The sequence below is a fragment of the Microbacterium sp. zg-YB36 genome, from assembly GCF_024623575.2.
Classification (GTDB): Bacteria; Actinomycetota; Actinomycetes; order Actinomycetales; family Microbacteriaceae; genus Microbacterium.
The window spans coordinates 55458-78707 of the sequence record NZ_JANJFD020000003.1 but is presented as its reverse complement, the minus strand read 5'-3'; the positions used below and the strand labels follow the sequence as shown (position 1 = coordinate 78707).

The window sequence follows — 23250 nt, the reverse complement described above, 5'->3', positions numbered from 1 at the left end:
GCGTTGTCGGCATCCCACAGCGGGATTGCCGGAACGGCGGCTGACCGGGCTAGCATCACGCCTCGTGAATGTATGGTGGCGGACTCTCCTGACGATCCTGCGCGCGAAGGCCATGCTGCGTCGCAACGGCGCGGCCCATCCGGCCACGGTCGGGCGGGTGCGGGTGCGGACCCTGCCCACCGACATCGACCTGCTCGGGCACATGAACAATGGTCGCTACGCGTCGCTGTTCGACCTCGGCCGGTTCGACCTGCTCATCCGCACCGGTATGTGGGACCTTTTCAACGCCCGCGGGTGGTACGCCGTCGTGGCGAGCGAGACCATCACGTTCCGCAAATCCCTCGGGCTGTGGCAGCGGTTCACCGTCGAGTCGCGCCTGCACGGACACGACGACAAGTCGGTCTACATGATCCACCGCGCCGTGGTGAACGGTGAGATCTACGCCGAGATGCTGGTGCGGGCCCGGTTCCTGCGCCGCGGGGGCGGCATCGTCCCCCTCGAGGAACTGTTCGAGGCGCTGCACCGTCCCGACGACCTGCCGCCGCTGGAACCGTGGATGCTGCAGTGGGCCGCGGAATCCGCCCTGCCCTCGACCAAGAGCCCGGCTCCCAGCGTCTGGGACTGAGCCGCTGCACCGTCTTCCCGGCGCGGGGTTCAGCTCAGCGCGGTGAACACCGGTGCGGCGTCGCGGGTGATGACCCCGATGGTGCCGGCCGGGATCTCCTGCCACCTGCGCCGCGACCAGTGCAGCTCGAGCGGTTCCGAGACGACGAGCTGCGCGTCGCGGGGGAGCTGTTCGGTCCGTCCCTCACCGACGTGCAGGGTCTCGGGTCCCGCGCTGTGGAACAGGGACGGCGGCGGCAGCTGCGTGGCATCCGGGCTCGACCAGCGCAGGACGACGAGTCGGTCTCCGTCCGAGGCGCACATCGCACCGCGGAATGCGCCGGAGGTGCCGTGATCACGCCGTGCGGTCTCGACGCGTTCGACCATGCGCCGGAGGGCGGCGACCGGGTCCGTCGCGAGCCCGTAGGTGAGGGCGAGGAAGAAGCAGACCTCGCTGTCGGTCGTGCCCCTGATGAACGGGTACAGCTCCGGCGCCACCGCCATCGTGAGTTCGCGCTTGAGGTCGGCGAACCCGCTGATCTCGCCGTTGTGCTGGAACATCCAGCGGCCGTGCACGAACGGGTGCGAGTTCTGCTCCGCGATCGTGCCGCCCGGGGCTGCCCGCACGTGCGCGAGGAAGCAGCCCGATTCGATTTCGGCGGCGAGGTGGCGCAGGTTGTCGCTGTCCCACGCCGGCGTGGTCTGCCGGTATTGCCCCGGGGTGTCCCGCCGTCCCGCCCACGCGACGCCGAACCCGTCGCCGTTGGTCGGGAACGCGTGCTCGCGGAACTGCGAGGCCATCGCCGTTCCCGGCAGGTACAGCTCACGCGCCAGCAGGCTCTGATCGATCAGCGAGTGGTCGGGGCGGACCAGGATGTCCTCGAGCGGCAACGCAGATCCGAGGTACGCGATCCAACGACACATATCGACTCCTCGCAGCTGCCGGTTCGAGGCGTCGCGGCAGCCCTGCGGCCATGATCTCAACCATTCGACCGTGCGTCGATGGCCTCGGAGGTCGTTCGGCGTCGGAATTCAGGCTGAGAAGCCGGGAACCGGCGAATCCGGGCTGGAACCGCACGCACAGGCTGAATTCCGACGCGGTGCGGCCGGTGCCGCCGCGGCCGCGTCCCTCCTCGGTGCGACAGCGGGCTGGACGTAGGCTGGGCGCATGCCGCAGACCTACGACGAGGCACCGCAGTCGCCCATGTCCGCGGACCTCGCCGACCGCGCGATCGACCTCGCCCAGCGGTGGGTCACCGAGTCCGCCAGCGTCGAGACCGACCCTGCGGCCAAGCGGCTGGCCGGGGTGCTCAAAGACCCCCGCGGACTGCCGTTCACGATCGGCTTCGTCGACGGGGTGATGCGGCCGGAGAGCTTGTCGGCGGCGGCATCCCACCTCACCCGCATCGCGCCGCTCGTGCCCGACTTCCTGCCCTGGTACCTGCGCGGCGCGGTGCACGTGGGTGGTGCGGTGGCGCCGGTGCTGCCGACGCCGGTGGTGCCGATCGCACGCCGGGTGCTGCGCGAGATGGTCGGGCACCTCATCGTCGACGCCCGACCGGGCAAGCTCGGGCCGGCCATCACGCGCATCCGGGAGAGCGGCGCGCGGCTGAACCTCAACCTGCTGGGCGAGGCCGTGCTGGGTGAGGCCGAGGCCGTGCGCCGCGCCGACGGCATCCACGACCTCATCCGTCGGGAGGACGTCGACTACGTCTCGGTCAAGGTCTCCGCGATCATGCCGCGCATCTCGATGTGGGCGTTCGACCAGACGGTGGAAGCGGTCGTCGAGCGGCTGCTGCCGCTGTACCTGACCGCGGCGGACCCCGCGACGCCGGGCGGTCCGACGTTCATCAACCTCGACATGGAGGAGTACCGCGACCTGGACCTCACGATCGCGGTGTTCACCCGGATCATCGAGGACCCGCGGCTGCAGCAGCTGGAAGCGGGCATCGTGCTGCAGACGTATCTGCCCGACGCCCTGCCGGCCCTGCAGGAGCTGTCGGCGTGGGCGCGCATGCGGCTGGCCGCAGGTGGCGCGCGCATCAAGATCCGGCTGGTCAAGGGCGCCAACCTCGCGATGGAGCGAGTGGAGGCCGCGATGCACGACTGGCCGCTGGCGACCTACGACAGCAAGCTCGACACGGATGCCAATTACCTCCGGTGCCTCGACTGGGCGCTGCAGGCCGACCGCACCGCCGCCGTGCGGATCGGCGTCGCCGGTCACAACCTGTTCGACATCGCCTACGCATGGCTGCTGGCCGGCCAGCGCGGTGTGCAGGACGACATCGACGTGGAGATGCTGCTGGGCATGGCGCAGGCGCAGGTGCACGCCGTCTCCCGCGAAGTCGGTCCGGTGCTGCTGTACGTGCCGGTCGTGCGCCCCGATGAGTTCGACGTCGCCATCAGCTACCTGGTGCGCCGGCTGGAGGAGAACGCCTCGAGCGAGAACTTCCTCTCCGCGGCCCTGGACCTCGCCGCCGATCCGGCGCTGTTCGACCGGGAGCGCGACCGGTTCCTCTCGTCGCTTGACCGCAGCGCCGAACCCGGGCTCGCCCTGGGCCCGAACCGCACGCAGGATCGCAGAGCCGACCCGGTGCGGCGTGCCCAGAGCATCGTGCGCGACGCTGCGGCATCCGATGACGAAGCCGGATTGACCCAGGCGGTGCTCGGCATCGCACGGTCGGCCGGGACGGATCCGAGCGACACCGTGCCGCTGGAACCATCGGCCGACGCCATGCTGTTCGGTGGCCAGGAATTCGTCGAGACCGCGGTGTTCGCACCGCGCGAGACGCGCCGTGCGCTGGGCGCTCCCGGCTTCCGCAACGCCGCCGACACCGACCCCGCCGTCCCGGGCAACCGCGCCTGGGCCGGTGCCGTGCTCGAACGGGTCGAGGTCAGCGCCGCGGGGGATGCCACCATCGACGCCGCGCGGGTGACCGATGTCGGCGCCCTCGAACGCGTCATCGCGACCGTGACCCAGGGCGCCGGCACATGGGGCGGCCTCGCCGCCGCCGAGCGCGCCGTCGTGCTGATCGCCGCTGGCCGCGCCCTCGAGGCGCACCGGGCGGAGCTGATCGAAGTCGCCGCGTCGGAGACCGGAAAGGTGCTCGCCGAGGCCGACATCGAGGTGAGTGAAGCGGTCGACTTCGCCAACTACTACGCCGCGACCGCGCGCGAACTCGACCGCGTCAGCGGCGCGGTGTTCGAGCCGTCCCGGCTCACCGTCGTCGCACCGCCCTGGAACTTCCCCATCGCGATCCCCACCGGCGGGGTGCTCGCCGCGCTCGCCGCAGGGTCCGGCGTCGTGCTCAAACCCGCGCCGCAGGCCCGCCGCTGCGCCGCCGTCATCGCCGAGGCGCTGTGGGAGGCCGGCGTTCCCCGCGACGTGCTGGCCCTGGTCGACGTCGATGAAGACGACCTGGGGCAGCGGCTCATCTCGCACCCGGCGGTGGATCGGGTGATCCTCACCGGCTCCTGGGACACCGCCGCACTCTTTGAATCGTGGCGGCCCGGGTTGCCGCTGCTGGCGGAGACCAGCGGTAAGAACGCGATGATCATCACGCCCACCGCCGACCTCGACCTGGCGGCATCCGACCTCGTCCGCAGCGCCTTCGGGCACGCCGGCCAGAAGTGCTCGGCGGCGTCGCTGGCGATCCTGGTGGGACCGGTCGGACGGTCCAAACGGTTCGCCCGGCAGCTGGTGGATGCCACCCGGTCGCTGCGCGTGGGCCCGCCCACCGACCCGCTGGCCGAGATGGGGCCGCTCATCGCGGCACCCACCGGCAAGCTCGACTGGGCGTTGCGCACCCTTGAAGAGGGGGAGCAGTGGCTTGTCGAACCGCGCCTCCTGGAGGGCGTGTTCCCGGAGTACGAGGGACGGCTGTGGACCCCCGGCATCCGCGTGGGGGTGCAGCCCGGGTCGCGTACGCACCTCGAGGAATTCTTCGGGCCGGTGCTCGGCATCATGCACGCGCACTCCCTGGCGCAGGCAATCGAGATGCAGAACGCCGTCGCCTACGGGCTGACGGCAGGGCTGTATACGCAGCACCCCGACGACCTCGCGCTGTGGCTGGACCGCGTGCAGGCGGGAAATCTCTACGTCAACCGCGGGACGACGGGCGCGATCGTGCAGCGGCAGCCGTTCGGCGGCTGGAAGCGGTCGTCGGTGGGCGCCGGCGCAAAAGCGGGCGGACCGAACTACCTCATCGGCCTCGGTTCGTGGCGTGCGTCCGCCGGCGGGGCATCCTCCTCGACGCTGCACCTGCGGGGACTGGACTCCCGCATCACGTCGCTCATCGAGGCGGCCCAGCCCACCCTCGACTACGAGGGCTTCGACTGGCTGCGCCGCGGCGCCCTGTCGGACGCGATCGTCTGGGATCGCGAATTCGGCCGTGTCCGCGACGTGTCGCAGCTGGGCGTGGAGCGCAATCTCTTCCGCTATCGCCCGGTGCCGGCCGTCACAATCCGGGCGACATCGGATGCCACCTGGCAGGCGGTGCTGCGCGTCGTGGTCGCCGCGATCCGCGCCGGGGCCCCCTTCACCCTCAGCGCGCCGGTGGGTCTTCCCGCCGCGGTGCGCCGGGCGCTGGGTGACCTGCGGGCGTCGGTGCACGTGGAGACCGACCAGCAATGGCTCGAACGCATCGTGGGCACCGGCGACGGCGTGGCATCCGCCGACCTCGGACTGGACCTCACCGCCCGGCGCCCCTCCCGCGCCCGGCTGGTGGGACCGCGGGAGTCCGTCGCGGCGCTGCGCCGCGCACTGGCCGAGGCCGTGGGCGGCGACCCGGACCTGGCGATCTACGACAACGAGGTGACCACCGCCGGTCGGCTGGAGCTGCTGCCGTTCCTGCGGGAGCAGTCGATCACGATCACCGCGCACCGGTTCGGCAACCCGGACCCGACATTCGACGACGTGATCTAGCGCCGACTCGATGTAAAAGATTCTTGACACGGATGCCATCCGGGTCGATACTCGAGGTGTCAAAGATTCTTGACACCTTCGAGGGGGTCCCATGGTCTATCAAGAGCGCAACACGTGGTCGCAGCTCATCGCCACGGTCGTGGCGATGACGGTGTACGTCATCGTGATCCTGCAGACCGCCGCAGGCGGCCCCCTCGCCGAGGTGCAGTGGTGGCCCGTCATGCTCTGGACGATCGTCGGCAGCATCGTCGGCTCGATCGTCGTGAGCATCGTGTGGGGCATGGTCGCGGGCGTGCGTGACCCCGACGGGGTGGGCGCATCGGATCTGCGCGACCGCGACATCGCCCGCCTCGGCTCCCGTGTCGGCCAGGCCTTCATGGTCATCGCCGGTCTCGGCGTGATCACGCTGTGCGCCCTCGAGGCGTCCTGGTTCTGGATCGCGAACACCATGTTCTTCGGGTTCGCGGTGTCGGCTTTCATCGGCGGCATCGCCCAGGTCATCGCCTACCGACGGGGTCTGGCCTGATGGTCAAGCCCACCAAGGTCACCAACGACATCCGCACGCTGCGCGAGGCGGCAGGCCTGACCCAGGCCGAGCTCGCCCGCCGCGTCGGCGTCACGCGCCAGACGCTCATCGCCATCGAACAGGGCAAGTATTCGCCCACGCTCGAGCTGGCATTCCAGATCGCGCACGTCTTCGGCCGCAGTCTCGACGACGTGTTCCAGTACCCCGAAGAGGAGGCATCATGAACGCGGATGCCGCAGTCCCCACCACCATGACCGCCTGGACGCAGCACCGCTACGGCGGCGCCGAGGTCGTCGCCCCCGAGCAGGTGCCGGTGCCCTCGCCCGGTCCGGGCGACGTGCTCGTGCGCGTGCAGGCGACGGCGCTCAACTCCGCCGACGCTCGCATCATGCAGGGCAACCCCCTCGCGCTGCGCCTCGCGTTCGGGCTGCGCCGCCCCCGCACCACGGTGCAGGGGCGCGACATCGCCGGCATCGTCGTCGCCGTCGGCCGCGACGTCACGACGCTGCGGGTGGGCGACGCCGTACTCGGCGAGGGGACCGGCGGCGGGCTCGCCCCCTTCGTCGTGGTGGCGGCGGCGCGCCTCGTCCGCCGGCCCGATGGGCTGGACGCCGTCGTCGCTGCCGCGCTGCCGCTGGCCGGTGGCACGGCGTGGCAGGCGCTGGCGCGCGCAGGCATCACCGGCGACAGGGCTCGCGGCGCCCGCGTGCTGGTGGTGGGCGCCGGGGGAGGGGTCGGTCACTTCGCGGTGCAGCTGGCCGCCCGCCGCGGCGCCGACGTCACCGCCATCGCCGGGGAGCGCTCGCGGTCGGTCGTCCGGGAGCTGGGAGCGACGACCGTGCTGGATCACCGCCGCACCGACCCGGCCACGCTCGCCGCGGCATCCTTCGATGCCGTGCTGGTCACCGCCGGCGACCACTCACTGCGGGCACTGCGCCGGCTGCTCGTCCCCGGCGGCAGCGTCGTGCTCATCGGCGGCGGCACCGGACGAATCATCGGCCCGATCGCGATGGTGCTGCGCGCGCTGCCGATGTCGCTCGTCGGGTCGCGGCGGGTGCGACCCCTCACGGTGGTGACGAAGCCCGAGATCACCGCGGAACTGGCGCGCCTGGCCGCCGCGGGGGAGCTCACGCCGCACATCGAACGGGTGTGGCCACTGGCGGAGGCGAACGCGGCACTGGCGCACATCGCCTCCGGTCACACGATCGGAAAGGTCGTCGTCCGCGGCGGTTGACGTGGCATCCAGACGCAGCCGGACCCGCCATGTCACAATGGTCCCGGCGTGTCCGGATCGCCCCTTTCCCGCAGCACAAGAGCACCGCGGTCGAAGGGCCACCGGGCCAAGGGGACAGCGTCCGCCACCTTTGCGAAAAGGAGCACAATGTCCACGCACCCGACCCTCCCGCAGACCCAGCAGCCCGGGCCCGAGGCTGCGGAACGCATCGCGCAGCACCGCCGCTACCTGATGTGCCGTCCGGAGCATTTCACGGTGAGCTACCGGATCAATCCCTGGATGGAGCCGGCCCGGCCCACCGACACCGCCAAGGCGCTGCGCCAGTGGCAGGAGCTGCACGACACCTACCTGCGGCTGGGGCACGAGGTCGAGCTGATCGACCCGGTCCCGGGGCTCCCGGACATGGTCTACACCGCCAACGGCGGGTTCATCATCGACGGCCGTGCGCTGGGCGTGCGCTTCCGCGTGCCGGAACGCCGCGGCGAGGAGCGGCCGTTCATGGACTGGTTCGCCGCGCACGGGTTCGAGGTGATCGAACCCGTCGAGGTGCAGGAGGGCGAGGGTGACTTCCTGCTCGTGGGTGACACGATCCTCGCCGGCACCGGCTTCCGCTCCGTCGGCGACAGCCACCGCGAGGTGGCCGACGTGTTCGGGCGGGAGGTGGTGAGCCTGCGCCTGATCGACCCGCGGTTCTACCACCTCGACACCGCGATCGCCGTGCTGGACCCGGTGCAGGGGCACAGCGGCGTCGACCGCGCCAACATCGCGTACCTGCCCACCGCGTTCGACGACCACTCCCGCGCCGTGCTGGCCGAGCGGTTCCCGGACGCCATCGCCGTCTCCGACGAGGACGGCGCCGTCTTCGGGCTCAACACCGCCAGCGACGGCCGCAACGTGATCGTCTCCCCGCGCGCGGTCGGGTTCATCGGTCAGCTGCGCGATCGCGGTTACATCCCCGTCCCCGTCGATCTGTCCGAGCTGCTGCTCGGCGGCGGCGGCATCAAGTGCTGCACCCTCGAATTGAGAGGTTGACATGACCACCCCGCAGAACATCGACCCCGCCGCCCTGAGCCTGATCGCCGCCGAGGAGCAGCACGTCGCGCACAATTACCATCCGCTGCCGGTGGTGGTCGCCAGTGGCGAGGGGGTGTGGGTCACCGACGTCGAGGGGAAGCGCTACCTCGACCTGCTGTCGGCGTACTCCGCGATGAACTTCGGGCACCGGCATCCGCAGCTCGTCGCCGCCGCGACCGCGCAGCTGGGACGCATCACCCTCACCAGCCGCGCGTTCCACAACGACCGGCTCGGCTCGTTCGCCGCGGCGCTGGCGCAGCTGTGCGGCAAGGATCTGGTGCTGCCGATGAACACCGGCGCCGAGGCGGTCGAGACCGGCATCAAGGTCGCCCGCGCCTGGGCGTATCGGGTGAAGGGGGTGCCGGCGGATGCCGCGACGATCGTCGTCGCCAACGGCAACTTCCACGGCCGCACCACCACGATCATCGGCTTCAGCGACGACCCCAGCGCCCACGACGACTTCGGGCCCTATGCGCCCGGATTCCTCTCGGTGCCGTTCGGCGACGCCGCCGCGATCGAGGCCGCGATCGACGACAACACCGCGGCCGTGCTGGTCGAGCCGATCCAGGGCGAGGCGGGCGTCATCATCCCGCCGGAGGGCTACCTCGCCGCGGTGCGGGAGATCTGCACCCGCCGCAACGTCCTGTTCATCGCGGACGAGATCCAGTCGGGCCTGGGCCGGGTCGGCACGACGTTCGCCTGCGACCGCGAGGGCGTGGTGCCCGACGTGTATCTGCTGGGCAAGGCGCTCGGCGGCGGCATCCTGCCGGTGTCGGCGGTCGTCGCCGACGCCGACGTGCTGGGGGTCATCCGTCCCGGCGAGCACGGGTCGACCTTCGGCGGCAACCCGCTGGCCGCCGCCATCGGGCAGCGCGTCGTGGAGATGCTCGCGACCGGCAAGCTGCAGAGCCGCGCGCAGCTGCTCGGTGAGCACCTCGACGAGAAGCTGCGGGAACTCATCGGCCACGGTGTCACCGCCGTGCGCACGGCGGGGCTGTGGGCCGGCATCGACATCGACCCCGCGCGCGGCACCGGCCGCGAGGTGGCCGAGCGGCTGCTGACGCGCGGGGTGCTCGTGAAGGACACCCACGGCCAGACCCTGCGCATCGCGCCGCCGCTGGTGATCCGGGCCACCGAGCTGGACTGGGCCGTGGAACAGTTGAAGGTCGCGCTCGGCTGACCCGCGGCATCCGTCTCCTGGACACTCCTGTGTCGGAGAAGGCGGCACCGGCGACGGGTGGATGCCGCGTGCGCGCGGCCACGGCGCGACACCACTGCACCCCCGCGCTGTCAAGACCTTCGGCCGAAACACGGCGGCAATGCGCCCGCGGATAGGGTGAAAGCATGGGTGATCTGTTCGACGGTTACGGCTCCGTACTGGCGCCGCGCAAGACGCCCTCCGGCGTACCGGCGTACGACGAGATGTTCGGTCACGCCGACCGCCCGGGCGCCCCGGTGCCGTCGCGTCGGGCGTACCGCGAGCTGTACCAGGCGCTGGCCCAGATGACCCAGGAAGAGCTGCGCGGGCGCACCGATTCGCTTGCGAGCTCGTACCTGGCGCAGGGCGTGACGTTCGACTTCGCCGGTGAGGAGCGGCCCTTCCCGCTGGACGCGGTCCCCCGCATCATCGACTACGACGAGTGGTCCCGCATCGAAGCGGGCGTGAAGCAGCGGGTGCTGGCGCTGGAGGCGTTCCTCGACGACACCTACGGGCACCAGCACTGCGTGCGCGACGGCGTGCTGCCGGCCGGACTCATCGCCTCGTCGCAGTACTTCTACCGGCAGGCCGCCGGCATCCACGCCGCCAACGGCGTGCGCATCCACGTCTCGGGCATCGACCTCATCCGCGACGAGCACGGCGAGATGCGCGTGCTCGAGGACAATGTGCGGGTGCCCTCCGGCGTCAGCTACGTCATCTCCAACCGCCGCGTCATGGCCCAGACCCTGCCCGAACTGTTCGTGTCGATGCGGGTGCGGCCGGTCGGCGACTACCCCAACAAGCTGCTCGCGGCGCTGCGCGCATCGGCGCCCCCCGGAGTCGAGGACCCCAACGTCGTCGTGCTGACCCCCGGCGTGTACAACTCTGCCTACTTCGAGCACACGCTGCTGGCCCGCCTCATGGGCGTCGAGCTCGTCGAGGGCCGCGACCTGCTGTGCGTCGGCGGCAAGGTGTTCATGCGCACCACCCGCGGCCCGCAGCGCGTCGACGTCATCTACCGCCGCGTCGACGACGACTACCTCGACCCGCTGCAGTTCCGCGCCGACTCGATGCTCGGCGCCCCCGGGCTCATGCTCGCCGCGCGGCTGGGCAACGTCACCATCGCCAACGCCGTGGGCAATGGCGTCGCCGACGACAAGCTGCTGTACACCTACGTGCCCGACCTCATCCGGTACTACCTCGCCGAGGAGCCCATCCTCAAGAACGTCGACACCTGGCGCCTCGAGGACCCGGGCGCGCTCGAGGAAGTGCTCGACCGACTGGACGAGCTCGTCATCAAGCCCGTCGACGGCTCCGGCGGCAAGGGACTGGTCATCGGACCGGATGCCTCGCCGGCCGAACTCGCCAAGCTGAAGACGCAACTGCGTGCCGACCCGCGGGGCTGGATCGCGCAGCCGGTGGTCATGCTCTCGACGATCCCGACGCTCGTCGAGGACGGCATGCGCCCGCGTCACGCGGACCTCCGCCCCTTCGCCGTCAACAACGGCGACGAGGTGTGGGTGCTGCCCGGCGGTCTCACGCGGGTCGCGCTTCCCGAGGGGCAGCTGGTGGTCAACTCCAGTCAGGGCGGCGGCTCGAAGGACACCTGGATCGTGGGCGGCTCCGCCCCGGGCCGGGTCGAGTACGGCCAGGGCCAAGGTCTGTCCGGGCTCGTCGCCGATCAGGCGGCCGTCACCGAGGCGATCCCGATCGTCTACGACGGTCAGCCGGAACCCGCTCACTCCCCGCAGGACCGTCCGCTCTCGCATACCGAGCAGCAGGAGCAGCAGCAACAGGGTCGCGATGCGGGGGAGGCGTCGTGATGGCCTCACGGATAGCTGCCCTTCGATACGCGCCCTGCGGGCGCTACTCAGGGACCGGACACGGGGGGACGTGCCACGAATGCTGAGTCGCATTGCCGAGAGTCTTTTCTGGATCGGGCGGTACATCGAGCGCGCCGACGGCACCGCCCGCATCCTCGACGTGCACCTGCAGCTGCTGCTGGAGGACCCCTGGATCGACGAGGACACCGCCTGCCGGTCGCTGCTGAGCGTCATGGGCTCCACGGCGCCCGAGCACCTCGAGCGCGTCGAACGTCAGGATGTGCTCGCCCGTCTCGCCGTGGATCGCACCAACTCCTCGAGCATCGCCTACTCGCTGCAGGCGGCTCGTGAGAACGCCCGTCGCGCGCGGGAGATCGTCTCCACCGAACTGTGGGAGACGCTCAACACGACCAACTCGCGGATGCCGCGCCGGTTGCAGTCCGAGAAGGTGCACGAGTTCTTCCAGTGGGTCAGGGAGCGCTCGGCGCTGGCGGTCGGCATCGTCGACTCCTCGACCAGCCGTGACGAGGCGTGGCAGTTCTTCACCCTCGGCCGCAGCATCGAACGCACCGACATGACGGCACGCATGCTCGCCACGCGGTCGCTGACGGAGGCATCCGGACCGTCCTGGACGACCATCCTTCGTTCGTGCGGCGCCTACGAGGCGTACCTGCGCACCTACCGCGGCATGCCCAGCTCGCGCAACGCCGCCGAGTTCCTGCTGCTGGACCGCCTGTTCCCGCGGTCGATCATCTACTCGATCCAGCGCGCCGAGGAATGCATGAGCGCGATCGACCCCCGTGCCGATCGCGTGGGGCACTCCAACGCGGTGGCCCGCGCACTGGGGCGCATCCGCAACGACCTGGAGTACAGCCCGATCGGTGACATCCTGGGCGAACTGCCCGAGCATATGGAACGAGTGCAGACGGTCACGCGGGAGGCATCCGAGGCGATCCGCCACCGGTTCTTCCCGACGCAGGCCGAGCCCAGCTGGGTGGGAGAGATCACATGATGCGCCTGCGGATCGAACATGCCACCGGCTTCACGTACCCGGGTGACGTGTCGGCGTCGTATAACGAAGCGCGCATGCTTCCGGTTTCGACCGAGAACCAGTTCGTGCTGAGCTCATCGCTCGACATCGAGCCCTCCTCCAGCGTGAACCAGTACGTCGACTACTTCGGCACCCGCGTGGCATCCTTCGATGTGCTGTCCGGGCACACCGCGCTGGGCATCACCGCCCGGTCGCTTGTGGAGGTGCGGCCCCGGCCGCTGGAGCACCCCGAGATCTCGTGGGAAGATCTCCGTGGCGAGGCCCAGCGCTCGATCTCGACCGTCGAGATGCTTGCACAGTCGCCGCGCACCGCCGCGCACCCCGAGGTCGCCGAACTCGCCCGCATGATCGCGGCGCAGCACGACAACCCCGGTCAGGCGGCGCTGGCGATCGCGGTGGCGATCGGCGACACCGTCGAGTACATGTACGGGTCCACCGGCGTGCAGTCCACCGCCGCCGAGGCGTGGGAGCAGCGCAGCGGTGTCTGTCAGGACATGGCCCACATCACGCTGGGGGCACTGCGCGAGGTCGGCATCCCTGCCCGCTATGTCTCGGGCTACCTGCATCCGGATCCCGAAGCCGAGGTGGGGGTCGCCGTCGTCGGCGAGTCGCACGCCTGGGTGGAGTGGTTCGCGGGCGATTGGCACGGGTTCGACCCCACGAACAACACCGAGATCGGCGAGCGGCACGTGCTCGTTGGGCGAGGCCGCGACTACAACGACGTCCCGCCGCTGCGCGGCGTGTACGCCGGCACATTCGCAAGCGACCTGCACGTGAAGGTGACGATCACCCGCGAGGCCTAGCCGCCGAGTGAGTATTCACGCTGCCGAGTGAGTATTCGTGGCGTCGAGTGAGTACTCGTGGCGTCGAGTGAGTACTCGCGGCGTCTCACGCGCACAGGAAGAATCACCGGGACAGGACGTTTTGGCCGGAATCGTCCTGTTTCCGGGAGTTCTCCTGTGTCCGAGAGGTGGGCAGACGGATGCCGGCGGCGCGGGCCAGTGCGCAGCGGTCGAGGCCCGCACGATCAGCTCCGGCGGGCGCGCGAACCACCCCGACATCGAACTCGTCGTGGAACCCGGCCGACCTCGGCTACCTCGCCGCGTGGGCGGCGCAGGCGCTCATCACGGAGGAGATCACCGGCGAAGAGGGCGATACGTTCGAAGCCGGCAAGCTCGGCTCGTTCGAGGTCGCGCCGACGGCACGGTGCTGCTGGGCGACCCGTTCGTGTTCACCGCGGACAACATCGGCGACTTCGACTTCTAGAGGTCGCCGCAGTACAAGACCCGGCCGGACCCGTTCCGACTGGGTCTTGTCGTGTCAGGCCGGCGGGCTGTCGGGGTCGAGGGTCTTCAGCGTCTGCTCCTCAGCCGGGTTGTCGGCCTCGAGCTGGGCTTCGGTGCCCTCGTCGCCGCCGAGCGGTGCGTCGTCGCCGACCGGTTCCTGCGGGTTCTTCTGATCCTGGTCCATGCCCCCACGCTATGCCGCCGAGTGAGTATTGGTGCGGCCGAGTGAGTATTGGTGCCGAATACTCACTCGAGGCGACGAATACTCACTCGAGGCGGCGAATACTCACTCGGGGGCGACGAATACTCACTCGGGAGCGGCGGTGGAGCGGCGTACCTCCAGGCGCGGCTGGAACACGACGTTGTGCTCGGGCGGCGACCCGGCGATCAGGGCGCGCATCCGGCCCCACGCGAGGGTGCCCAGCACGTCGTGCGGCACCGACGCGGTCGTCAGCGACGGCGAGAGGAACCGCGCGAACGGGATGTCGTCGAACCCGGTGACGGAGATGTCGCCCGGAACGCGGATGCCGCGCTCCACCAGCCCGTGCACGAGCCCCACCGCGACGAGATCGTTGAACGCCAGCGCCGCCGTCGCCCCGGTGGCGGCCACGGCCTCGACGGCGGCGAGCCCGTCTTCGCTCCCGGCGCCCCCGGCCACGTGCGTGATCGTGACGTCATCGACGCTCTGCAGGAAGTCGCCGAGGCCCTTGACGCGGTTCGCGTTGGCGACCCCCTCGGGGCCGGCGACGTAGACCAGCCGGCGGTGGCCGAGCGAGTACAGGTGCCCGGCGATGAGTTCGAATCCTGCCCGGGAATCGACCGACAGCGTCGGGGCGGACACCCGGGGGCTCGACCGGTTCATCAGCACGACCGGGCCGAGCGTCGCGGCGGTGCGCTCCAGGTCGTCCTCGCTCATGCGCGGCGCGCACAGCACGATCGCATCGCACCGGCTGCGGACCTCCGCCGCCAGCACCGGCTCGTCGTCGGGCGACTCCGCGGAATCGGCCACCAGCACGCGGTACCCGTCGGCGGCGGCGGCCTTGCTCAGTCCTGCGAGCACCGTCTGGAAGGCGGGGTTGGCGAGGTCGGGCACGAGGAACGCGATCGCCTTGGTCTTACCCAGCGCGAAGCTGCGTGCGAGATGGTTGGGGGAGTAGTCCAGGTGCCGCGCCGACGCCCGCACCCGGTCGGCGACGGCGGGTTCGCCCAGGAAGTGCCCGTTCATGACGCGTGAGACGGTCGCCGCGGAGACGCCGGCGTGTGCGGCGACGTCGGCGATCGTGGTGGCGCGTGCGCGCTTGCCCATCGGGTCCCCTCCCGGACCGTCGTCGGCGTCGCTGCCGAGGTCCAGCAGTCATCCTATCCACTGAAACCGCTTTCTCCCGTAGAACCGGGTGATGCGCCGTCATTCCGGCATGGATGCCCACGCGCATGAGAAAGCGGTTTCTTGTAGGGTGGTGCGAACACGACCCGAAGGAGCGCCGTGAGCACTCTCGATTTCCTCGCCGTATCCGGGGCCGAGCTCGTCGACACGACGGGCGCCCCGGTGCGCCTGGCCGGTGTGGGCCTGGGTGGCTGGATGAACATGGAGAACTTCATCACCGGCTACCCCGGCGACGAAGGCACGATCCGCCGGCTGCTGCGGGATCGGATGGGCCGCGAAGCGTACGACGCCTTCTTCGACACGTTCTCGCGCGACTTCTTCGATGAGCAGGATGCCGCCCACCTGGCATCCCTCGGGATCAACAGCGTGCGCATCCCGTTCAACTACCGGCACTTCGAAGACGACGCCGCGCCATTCGTACTCAAGGAGGAAGGCTTCCAGCGCCTCGACCGCGTCGTGACGCTGCTGGCGCGCCATGGCATCTACTCGATCCTGGACCTGCACGCGCTGCCCGGCCGGCAGAACCAGCACTGGCACAGCGACAACCCCACCCACATCGCCGAGTTCTGGAACCAGCGGCACTTCCAGGACCGGGTCGTGCACCTGTGGGAGGCGCTCGCCGACCGCTACAAGGATCGCCCCGAGGTGGCCGGCTTCAACCCGATCAACGAGCCGAGCGACCCCAGCGGCCAGGCGCTGCCGGCGTTCTACGAGCGGCTCGAGGGCGCCATCCGCGCGATCGACCCCCACCACATCCTCTTCCTCGACGGCAACCGGTACTCCACCGACTTCTCCTTCCTCGACGCGCGCGCCGAGCCGATGGCCAACACCGTGTACACCGCGCACGACTACGCGCTGCCGGGCATCACCAGCGCCACCGCCTACCCCGGGGTCACCCGCGGGGAGTACTTCGACCGCTCGGTGGTGGAGCAGACGTTCCTGCGCCGCACCGAGTACATGCGTCGCACCGGAACACCCGTCTGGATCGGCGAGTTCGGCCCGGTGTACTCCGACGATCGTTCCCAGGATGCCTGGCGGCTGCAGCTGCTGCGCGACCAGCTGGAGATCTACCGCGAGCACGGCGCCAGCTGGGCGCTGTGGACCTACAAGGACATCGGGCTGCAGGGCCTCGTGTCCGCCCGCGCCGACAGTGCGTATCTCGAACTCATCGGCGACCTCGTCGAGAAGAAGCAGCGCCTGGGGGTGGACTCCTGGGGTGGGTCGGATGCCGGCGTCCGCGACGTGCTCGACCCCATCGACGCCCTGTTCGACCGCGAGTTCCCCGGCTACGCGCCGTATCCGTGGGGTCGCCAGCCGCACATCGCGGTGCTGGTGCGCCACATCCTGTTCGCCGAACCGCTCGCCCAGGAGTTCGCCGACCGGTTCGCCGGCACGACGCCCGAGCGTGCCCGCGACCTGGCGGCATCCTTCCGCTTCGACGCGTGCGATGAGCGCGAGGGGCTGTCGGCGGTGCTGCGCGAGCACCTGCGCGGCTGAGCCGAGGACAGTCAGGTCACCAGCGCGGCGGCGTGAATCCGCGGGCGATCACGCCCCCCGCCCGGCCGCCGTCGATCGCCACCCGGTCGTTGGGCGCGAGGTCCAGCGCGATCTCGGCGTCGACACCCGCGCCCGCGATGCGCAGGATGCCGCGCACGGCGCCGGCCGCGAGCCCCACCACGGCCGCGACCTCGCCGTGTGAATCGAGCACGACTCGCCACCCGCGCGGGAAGCCCAGCCACGGCGTGCCGTCGCGGTGCACCTCGATGCGCTCGTCGTCGCCGACGAGCTCGTAGTGGATGCCGCCGACGGTGCGGGCGGCGCCGGTCGCGACCGGCGCCTGCCCGTGGTCCAGCCGGGTCGGGGTCAGACCGCTCAGCCACACCTCGCCGTCGGGGCGCGGCAGGATGCCGGCGTCGCGCTCGAGGGTGTCCAGCAGCCACAGGATGGCGGGGGAGTAAGCCTGGGTGTACCCGGCGTCGCCGGTCCACGGGTCGTAGCACTGCGCGAACCGGTCATGACCGGCCATCGCCGCCAGCAGCGGCGCGTGGGTGAGGGCAAGCTCCGCGACGCGGCCGTGGTGCTCGAACGCGTGCGCCGCGCGCAGCAGCGTCAGCGCGTTGACGGGGCCCGCCCACGAGTTGCGGGTGTGGTCCCCGTCGAACCGCGGGTCGTCCATCGCGATCGAGGTGAACCCCGCCTGCGAGAGGAACCGGCGTGTGTTCATGAGGTGGTCCGCCAGCGCGGCGGCGAACGCGTCGTCGTCGCCGATCTCGCACGCCAGCACCCGCAGCAGCACGTCGGAGTCCACCCGCACGTGACTGCCGTCGGCGGCGCGATCGTAGAACATGCCGTCGACGTGGCACTGCGCGAACAGCGCGTCGCGTGACGCCGTCGCGGCCACCAGCCACGGCGCCGGATCCTCGCCGAGCTCGGCGGCGATGCGGGCGAGGTACTCCCGCTGGCAGGCGACGTTGGCGGTGAGATCGGGGGCCACCAGCGGCAGGGTCGGGATGCCGGGATCGAACGCCGTGGCATCCCCGCGATGACACCGCTCGGGGGTGTGCCAGAACCGGGGGGAGAGGTCGTGCCCGGTGTCGAACGTGCAGAACGCCTCGACGCCGCCGGTGCCGCGGGTGTCGCGATGCGCCGCGAGCCACGCGTCGTTGCGCGTCATGGCTGCGTGCATGCGGGCGAGGTAGTCGCGGTCGCGACCGGTGAGCAGGTAGTGATGCCACACGCACCGGGCCAGTGGCGTCACCGTCTGGATCTGCGTGAACGCCGGGCCGGCGGCGGTGATCTTGTACGGCAGCAGGCCGTCGTCGCGCTGCGCGGCGGCGAGGGCGAGGTGGGTCGCCCGGGTCACGGCGGGGGCGAAGCGGTCGAGGATCTCGGCGTTGATCGTGGCGGTGCTCTCCAGCCAGGCGCCGTCGTACGCGCCGCCCTCGCGCAGCAGCGGTGCGTCGCCGTCGATCGGGGCGATGCAATCGCGCAGCTCCCGCCATGCGCGCTGCCAGCGGGCCTCCAAGCCGCCGCCGAGGGCGACGAAGCGGATGCCGCTGCCGCGGATCTCCTGCGCGACGGCGTCGCCTGAGGCCGCGTCGGGCAGCGGCCCGTCCGATTCCCGCAGGCGCAGCAGCGCCCGGTCGATCTGCGTCATGATCCCTCGGTCCTCCGCAAACGCCTCGTGGGCGGGCCCTCGGATGAGGCCCGCCCACGAGGGTACGGTCAGTCGTTCGCGAGTGCTTCCGACAGTTCGTCCACCCACTGCTGTGCGCCGTCCGCGGCGCTGGTGTTGCCGAACAGGATGTCGGACTCGATGCGCTGCGACAGTTCGTTCAGCATCGCGCCGCCCGCCGGCTGCGGCGGCGCGTGCACGCCGACCTCGAGCACCTTGCCGAGGTACTCGGCGGACTGCGCATCGGCCGGTGCGAGCAGCGGCTCGACGACCGCGAGGGTGTCGGGGTTGAACGGCAGACCCCGGTTGGCAAGGATCAGCTCGGCCGGCTCCGGCTGGTTCAGCATCCAGTCCACCAGCAGCGCGGCGGCCTCGGGGTGCTCGGACTCCGACGCGATCGCCCAGTACTGCGAGGGCAGCACCGCGACACCGGAGACATCCGTCGAGGTCGGCGGCGTGAGGATCTGCACCTCGGCGCCGGTGCCTGCGCCGTATGCGCCGATCTGGTTGCTGTAGGCGAAGGCCATGCCCGCCTTGCCGGTGCCGAACAGAGTGAGGTCGGGGGTCACGTTCCAGTGCTCCACGATCACCGACGGGTCGGGCAGGCCACCGGACTCGACGAGATCCTGCTCCATCTCGAACCACTGCTGGATGACGTCGGCCTCGACCGACAGTTCGCCGTCCCAGTCGTAGATGCCCGTCTCGGTGTACTGCGCGACATACGTGCCCAGCACGTCCTGGATGCGCAGGTCGAGCCCGACGATGCCGTCGCCGGCGTTGGCGGAGATCTCGTTGGCGATCTCGGTGAACTCCTCCCACGTCCACGACTCGTCGGGAAGATCGACCCCGGCCGCTTCGAAGATCGCCGGGTTGACGACCACGCCGATCGCGTTGCCGCCGGTGGGAAGGCCGTAGAGGGTGTCCTCGACGGTCGCGCTGGTCAGGGTGAAGTCGGGGTAGGCGTCGGTGGGCAGGTATTCCTCGACCGTCGAGAGGTCCAGCAGTGCGCCGGCCCCGCCGTACTCCTGCGGCTTGGCGCCGCCCAGGGCGAACACGTCGGGCGCGGTGCCGGAGGCGAAGTCCGTCGCGAGGCGGTTGAACAGGTCGTCGGGTGCGCCGACCGGCTCCTCCACGACGGTGATGTTCGGGTATTCCTCCTCGAACAGGTCGACGGCCTCGGCCATGATGGCCGAGCGCTCGTCGTTGCCCCACCAGGCGATGTGCAGTTCGATCTCCTCTTCGGGGTCGAACCCGCCACCCTCGGCCGGTGCGGGGTCGCCGCCGCCGGAGCAGCCCGCGAGGGCGAGAGCGGCGACGAGGAAGGTCCCGGCGGCCGCGCGGGTCGCGATGGGTCGTGCTGAACGCGTCATTGCGCCTCTTTTCAGGTCGTGTCCGCGGGGGCCGGCTCTGGCGCCCCGTGCCCGGCCGTGGTCGCCGGCGGGCCTGGCGGCGGTATCCGAAGAAACCGCTTTCACCGGAAAGTAGCAGCGAGGGCCACCGCTGTCAATTGTTGTTGCATGCTCGTTATTCGCCAGATCCGCCCGGATGCCGGTGTTCCCCGGGATTCTGGAGTTCTCGAGGCGTTGACGGGGTTGCCGTCGGTGGTCCATACTGATCGGCGCACGTGAAAGCGGTTTCTCCTCGCGTGCCGGAACGAGGACGAGGAGGTCTCCGTGAGCAGCATCGGCGAGTTGCGCAAGCTGGCAATCCGACCACGCGGCGCGGCCCGGGTGAAGGGCGGCCGCAACCGGCATCCCGACAACAAAGCGGGCTACGTCTTCCTGGCACCCTGGCTCATTGGGGTGCTCGTCTTCACCGTCGGGCCCATGCTCGCGTCGCTGTATCTGGCGTTCACCGACTACAACCTGCTGCAGCCCCCGCAGTGGTCGGGCTTCGACAACATCATCCAGATGTTCGGCGACGCCCGGCTGTGGAATTCGCTCCGGGTGACCCTCGTCTACGTGTTCGTCTCGGTGCCACTGCAGCTGGCGCTGGCCCTCGTGGTGGCGATGCTGCTGGACCGCGGCATGCGGGGACTGGCCTTCTACCGCTCGATCTTCTACCTGCCGAGCCTGCTGGGCGGGTCGGTGGCGATCGCGATCCTGTGGCGTCAGGTGTTCGGCAAGGAAGGGCTCGTCAACGAGTTCCTCGCGGTGCTCGGCATCGAGGGGCCGGGGTGGATCTCCCACCCCGACTATGCGCTGGCGACGATCATCATCCTGCACGTGTGGACGTTCGGCTCACCGATGGTGATCTTCCTGGCGGGGCTGCGGCAGATCCCGGAGATGTACTACGAGGCGGCGCAGATGGACGGCGCCGGCAAGATCCGCCGGTTCTTCTCGATCACGTTCCCGCTCTTGACCCCCATCATCTTCTTCAACCTGGTGCTGCAGATCATCTTCGCGTTCCAGTCGTTCACGCAGGCCTACATCGTCTCGGGGGGCACGGGCGGGCCGTCGGATTCGACGATGTTCTTCACGCTCTACCTCTACAAGGAGGCCTTCACCGAGCTGAACATGGGCTACGCCTCGGCGATGGCCTGGTTCCTGCTGCTGATCATCGGCGGCTTCACCCTGCTCAACTTCTGGCTGTCGAAGTTCTGGGTGTTCTATGACGACTGAGCAGCCGACACCGACGTTGAACCGCGCGGAAGAGAGTGCCATGACCACCACCACCCCCGACGACACCCTGGCCGTCGTGCTGCCGGACGCGGGCGAAGAAGCCCGCCGCCGGGTGCGCCGGCGCAGCAGCATCCGATCGGTCGTCAAGCACATCGGCTTGATCGTGCTGTCGATCGTGATGATCTATCCGCTGATCTGGCTGGTGGTGTCCTCCTTCAAGCCCAACAGCGAGATCTTCAGCGACCTGAGCATCTTCACCACCGACCTCACGCTCGACAACTACGTGCACGGGTGGACGGCGCAGCAGCTGCCGTTCAGCGTGTTCCTGGGCAACTCCACGATCCTCGTGGTCGGGGCGATCATCGGAAACCTGGTGTCGTGCTCGCTCGCGGCATACGCGTTCGCCCGGCTGAAGTTCTGGGGCCGCAACGCCTACTTCGCGATCATGCTCGGCACGATCATGCTGCCGTTCCACGTCGTGCTGGTGCCTCAGTTCGTGATCTTCCGGGAGCTGGGGTGGCTGGAGACGTTCCTGCCGCTGGTGGTGCCGAAGTTCCTCGCGACCGACGCGTTCTTCATCTTCCTGATGGTGCAGTTCATCCGCGGCATCCCGAAGGAGATCTTCGAAGCGGCCCGCATCGACGGGGCGGGCCACGCCCGCATCTTCGGTCAGGTGACGCTGCCGCTCATGGTGCCGGCGCTGGCGACGACGACGATCTTCACGTTCATCTGGACGTGGGGCGACTTCTTCGGACCGCTGATCTACCTGCGCACCCGGGAGAACTTCCCGGTGTCGGTGGCGCTGAAGGGCTTCATCGACGCGCAGTCGTCCTCCAACTACGGCGCGATGTTCGCGATGTCGGTGGTGTCGCTCATTCCACTGTTCCTCGCGTTCCTGATCGGCCAGAAGTACCTGGTCAAGGGCATCGCCACGACGGGCATCAAGTGAGGGAAGACGGCATGACCGCGCGCACGCGCTACGGGATCATCGGCACCGGCAGCCGGGCGCAGATGTACATCGATGCCATCTGCGGCATCCATTCGGAATCGTCCGAACTGGTCGCCTGGAGCGACCCGAATCCGGGGCGCGTGGATTGGCACGAGCGGCGGGTGACGGATGCCGGCGCGCCGGTGCCGGGGCGGTTCGCGCCGTCCGAACTGGCCGCGGCGGTGGCGGCGCACCGCATCGACCGCGTGATCGTGGCGTCGCCGGACTGGACCCACGCTGACCACATCGTCACAGCGCTGGAGGCCGGGGCCGACGTCGTGGTCGAGAAGCCGCTGACCACGAGCGAAGAGGGCGTGCGGCGCATCGCCGAGGCCGTCGAGCGCACCGGGCGGTCGGTGACGGTGACGTTCAACTACCGCTACTCGCCGCGCAACGCCGAGCTCAAGCGCATCGTGCAGTCGGGGCAGATCGGCGAGGTGACCTCGGTGCACTTCGAGTGGGTGCTGGACACGTCGCACGGTGCGGACTACTTCCGCCGGTGGCATCGCGATAAGCAGTATTCGGGGGGCCTGCTGATCCACAAGGCGTCGCATCACTTCGATCTCGTGAACTGGTGGATCGACGACGCGCCGGTGCGGGTGTTCGCGAGCGGTGGGCTGCGCTTCTACGGCGCCGACAACGCCGCGCGCCGCGGGATGGGCCCGCGCCCGGAGCGGGGGACGAGTGACTCGCCACTGCGCGACGGGTTCAGCCTCGACCTGCGAGACGACCCCACGCTGAGCGGGCTGTACTACGAGCAGGAGCACCACGACGGGTACCTGCGCGACCGCGACGTGTTCGACGCCGGCATCACGATCGAGGACAATCTTTCGCTCGTGGTCGACTACGCCGGCGGGGCGTCGATGTCGTACTCGCTCAACGCCCACTCGCCGTGGGAGGGCTATGTCGTGGCCATCAACGGCACGCAGGGTCGCGCCGAGCTGACCGTCGTCGAACGCGGCGCGGTGCTGCTGGCGGACAACGGCAGGCCGGGATCCATCGTCGATCCCAGCGCCCGGCCGGAGGACGTCGCGCGCACCGAGGCGCACCGCCCGGTGTCGGAGCGGCTGCTGGTGCAGCGGCACTTCGAGCCGGCCCGGGAGGTGCCGATTCCGGTCGCCGTCGGCGGGCACGGTGGCGGCGACGCGCAGTTGCTGGACGATGTCTTCCGCGGCGGTGCGCCCGATCCGCTCGGCCGTGCCTCGACCTGGCATGACGGCATCCGCTCGATGGCCGTCGGCCTGGCCGGCAACCGCTCCCTCGCGACGGGTCAGGCCGTCACGACCGACGCCGTCCTCGCCCTGCTGCGCCCCGTCACCGTCGACGCCGAGTGAGTATTCGCGCTGCCGAGTGAGTACTCGCG

General features: G+C 70.1%; 19 protein-coding genes and 1 pseudogene. 15 read left to right on the top strand and 5 right to left on the bottom strand.

The features are described 5' to 3' along the window. The first annotated feature begins 64 nt into the window (after nucleotides 1-64). Complete coding sequence (locus NQ151_RS09620; RefSeq protein WP_257507540.1) at nucleotides 65-625, top strand: acyl-CoA thioesterase; 561 nt, start codon at nucleotides 65-67, stop codon at nucleotides 623-625. A 29-nt stretch (nucleotides 626-654) separates the two neighbouring features. Here NQ151_RS09620 and NQ151_RS09615 read toward each other — a convergent pair whose 3' ends face one another. Then, the gene (locus NQ151_RS09615; RefSeq protein ID WP_257527940.1) at nucleotides 655-1527 is read right to left on the bottom strand and encodes a class II glutamine amidotransferase; all 873 of its coding nucleotides are present in this window, start codon (nucleotides 1525-1527) and stop codon (nucleotides 655-657) included. A gap of 244 nt (nucleotides 1528-1771) precedes the next feature. Between NQ151_RS09615 and NQ151_RS09610 the strand changes: the two genes are divergently transcribed. The 10 genes and pseudogenes from NQ151_RS09610 to NQ151_RS09565 form a co-directional block, all read left to right on the top strand. After that, nucleotides 1772-5527, top strand: a complete 3756-nt coding sequence (locus NQ151_RS09610; RefSeq protein WP_257527939.1) for a proline dehydrogenase family protein — start codon at nucleotides 1772-1774, stop codon at nucleotides 5525-5527. A gap of 91 nt (nucleotides 5528-5618) precedes the next feature. Continuing rightward, nucleotides 5619-6053, top strand: a complete 435-nt coding sequence (locus tag NQ151_RS09605; RefSeq protein ID WP_257527938.1) for a hypothetical protein — start codon at nucleotides 5619-5621, stop codon at nucleotides 6051-6053. After that, nucleotides 6053-6277, top strand: coding sequence for a helix-turn-helix transcriptional regulator (locus NQ151_RS09600; protein ID WP_257507544.1), 225 nt, complete (start codon nucleotides 6053-6055; stop codon nucleotides 6275-6277). The genes NQ151_RS09605 and NQ151_RS09600 overlap by 1 nt, the downstream gene beginning before the upstream one ends. Then, nucleotides 6274-7287 carry an NAD(P)-dependent alcohol dehydrogenase gene (locus NQ151_RS09595; RefSeq protein WP_257527937.1) on the top strand — a complete coding sequence of 338 codons (1014 nt, stop codon included), beginning with the start codon at nucleotides 6274-6276 and terminating at the stop codon, nucleotides 7285-7287. Before NQ151_RS09600 ends, NQ151_RS09595 begins: the two co-directional genes overlap by 4 nt. Nucleotides 7288-7434: 147 nt before the next feature. Further along, a complete protein-coding gene (ddaH, locus tag NQ151_RS09590; RefSeq protein ID WP_257527936.1) occupies nucleotides 7435-8319 on the top strand; it encodes a dimethylargininase in 885 nt (294 codons plus the stop codon). A 1-nt stretch (nucleotide 8320) separates the two neighbouring features. Next, nucleotides 8321-9541 (top strand): ornithine--oxo-acid transaminase, encoded by a 1221-nt coding sequence (rocD, locus tag NQ151_RS09585; protein ID WP_257527935.1) that lies wholly within the window; start codon nucleotides 8321-8323, stop codon nucleotides 9539-9541. Between the two features lie 164 nt (nucleotides 9542-9705). Further along, on the top strand, nucleotides 9706-11382 hold the full coding sequence (locus NQ151_RS09580) for a circularly permuted type 2 ATP-grasp protein (protein WP_257527934.1): 1677 nt from the start codon (nucleotides 9706-9708) through the stop codon (nucleotides 11380-11382). A 79-nt stretch (nucleotides 11383-11461) separates the two neighbouring features. Next, the gene (locus tag NQ151_RS09575) at nucleotides 11462-12394 is read left to right on the top strand and encodes an alpha-E domain-containing protein (protein ID WP_257507549.1); all 933 of its coding nucleotides are present in this window, start codon (nucleotides 11462-11464) and stop codon (nucleotides 12392-12394) included. Continuing rightward, nucleotides 12391-13236, top strand: a complete 846-nt coding sequence (locus NQ151_RS09570; RefSeq protein ID WP_257527933.1) for a transglutaminase family protein — start codon at nucleotides 12391-12393, stop codon at nucleotides 13234-13236. Before NQ151_RS09575 ends, NQ151_RS09570 begins: the two co-directional genes overlap by 4 nt. 263 nt (nucleotides 13237-13499) lie before the next feature. After that, a pseudogene (locus tag NQ151_RS09565) lies at nucleotides 13500-13699 on the top strand (rhamnose ABC transporter substrate-binding protein); the annotation flags it as partial. A 54-nt stretch (nucleotides 13700-13753) separates the two neighbouring features. On the opposite strand, the gene NQ151_RS09560 reads toward NQ151_RS09565, so the two are convergent. Beyond that, the gene (locus NQ151_RS09560) at nucleotides 13754-13903 is read right to left on the bottom strand and encodes a hypothetical protein (protein WP_257527932.1); all 150 of its coding nucleotides are present in this window, start codon (nucleotides 13901-13903) and stop codon (nucleotides 13754-13756) included. Between the two features lie 123 nt (nucleotides 13904-14026). Next, on the bottom strand, nucleotides 14027-15025 hold the full coding sequence (locus tag NQ151_RS09555; RefSeq protein ID WP_257527931.1) for a LacI family DNA-binding transcriptional regulator: 999 nt from the start codon (nucleotides 15023-15025) through the stop codon (nucleotides 14027-14029). Between the two features lie 177 nt (nucleotides 15026-15202). Here NQ151_RS09555 and NQ151_RS09550 point away from each other — a divergent pair, with 177 nt between their 5' ends. Continuing rightward, complete coding sequence (locus NQ151_RS09550; protein ID WP_257527930.1) at nucleotides 15203-16600, top strand: glycoside hydrolase family 5 protein; 1398 nt, start codon at nucleotides 15203-15205, stop codon at nucleotides 16598-16600. 16 nt (nucleotides 16601-16616) lie between these two features. Here the strand turns inward: NQ151_RS09550 and NQ151_RS09545 are convergent, their stop codons facing one another. Both NQ151_RS09545 and NQ151_RS09540 read right to left on the bottom strand, forming a co-directional pair. After that, the gene (locus tag NQ151_RS09545) at nucleotides 16617-18260 is read right to left on the bottom strand and encodes an MGH1-like glycoside hydrolase domain-containing protein (protein WP_257527929.1); all 1644 of its coding nucleotides are present in this window, start codon (nucleotides 18258-18260) and stop codon (nucleotides 16617-16619) included. Nucleotides 18261-18328: 68 nt separating this feature from the next. Continuing rightward, entirely contained in the window at nucleotides 18329-19648 is a 1320-nt protein-coding gene (locus NQ151_RS09540) for an ABC transporter substrate-binding protein (protein WP_257527928.1), read from the bottom strand. A gap of 303 nt (nucleotides 19649-19951) precedes the next feature. On the opposite strand from NQ151_RS09540, the gene NQ151_RS09535 reads away from it, so the two are divergent. The 3 genes from NQ151_RS09535 to NQ151_RS09525 are packed head-to-tail and all read left to right on the top strand — an operon-like array spanning nucleotide 19952 to nucleotide 23221. After that, entirely contained in the window at nucleotides 19952-20899 is a 948-nt protein-coding gene (locus NQ151_RS09535) for a carbohydrate ABC transporter permease (RefSeq protein WP_257527927.1), read from the top strand. A 40-nt stretch (nucleotides 20900-20939) separates the two neighbouring features. Further along, the gene (locus NQ151_RS09530) at nucleotides 20940-21848 is read left to right on the top strand and encodes a carbohydrate ABC transporter permease (RefSeq protein WP_257527926.1); all 909 of its coding nucleotides are present in this window, start codon (nucleotides 20940-20942) and stop codon (nucleotides 21846-21848) included. Between the two features lie 11 nt (nucleotides 21849-21859). Further along, the gene (locus tag NQ151_RS09525; protein ID WP_257527925.1) at nucleotides 21860-23221 is read left to right on the top strand and encodes a Gfo/Idh/MocA family protein; all 1362 of its coding nucleotides are present in this window, start codon (nucleotides 21860-21862) and stop codon (nucleotides 23219-23221) included. Nucleotides 23222-23250 lie beyond the last annotated feature (29 nt).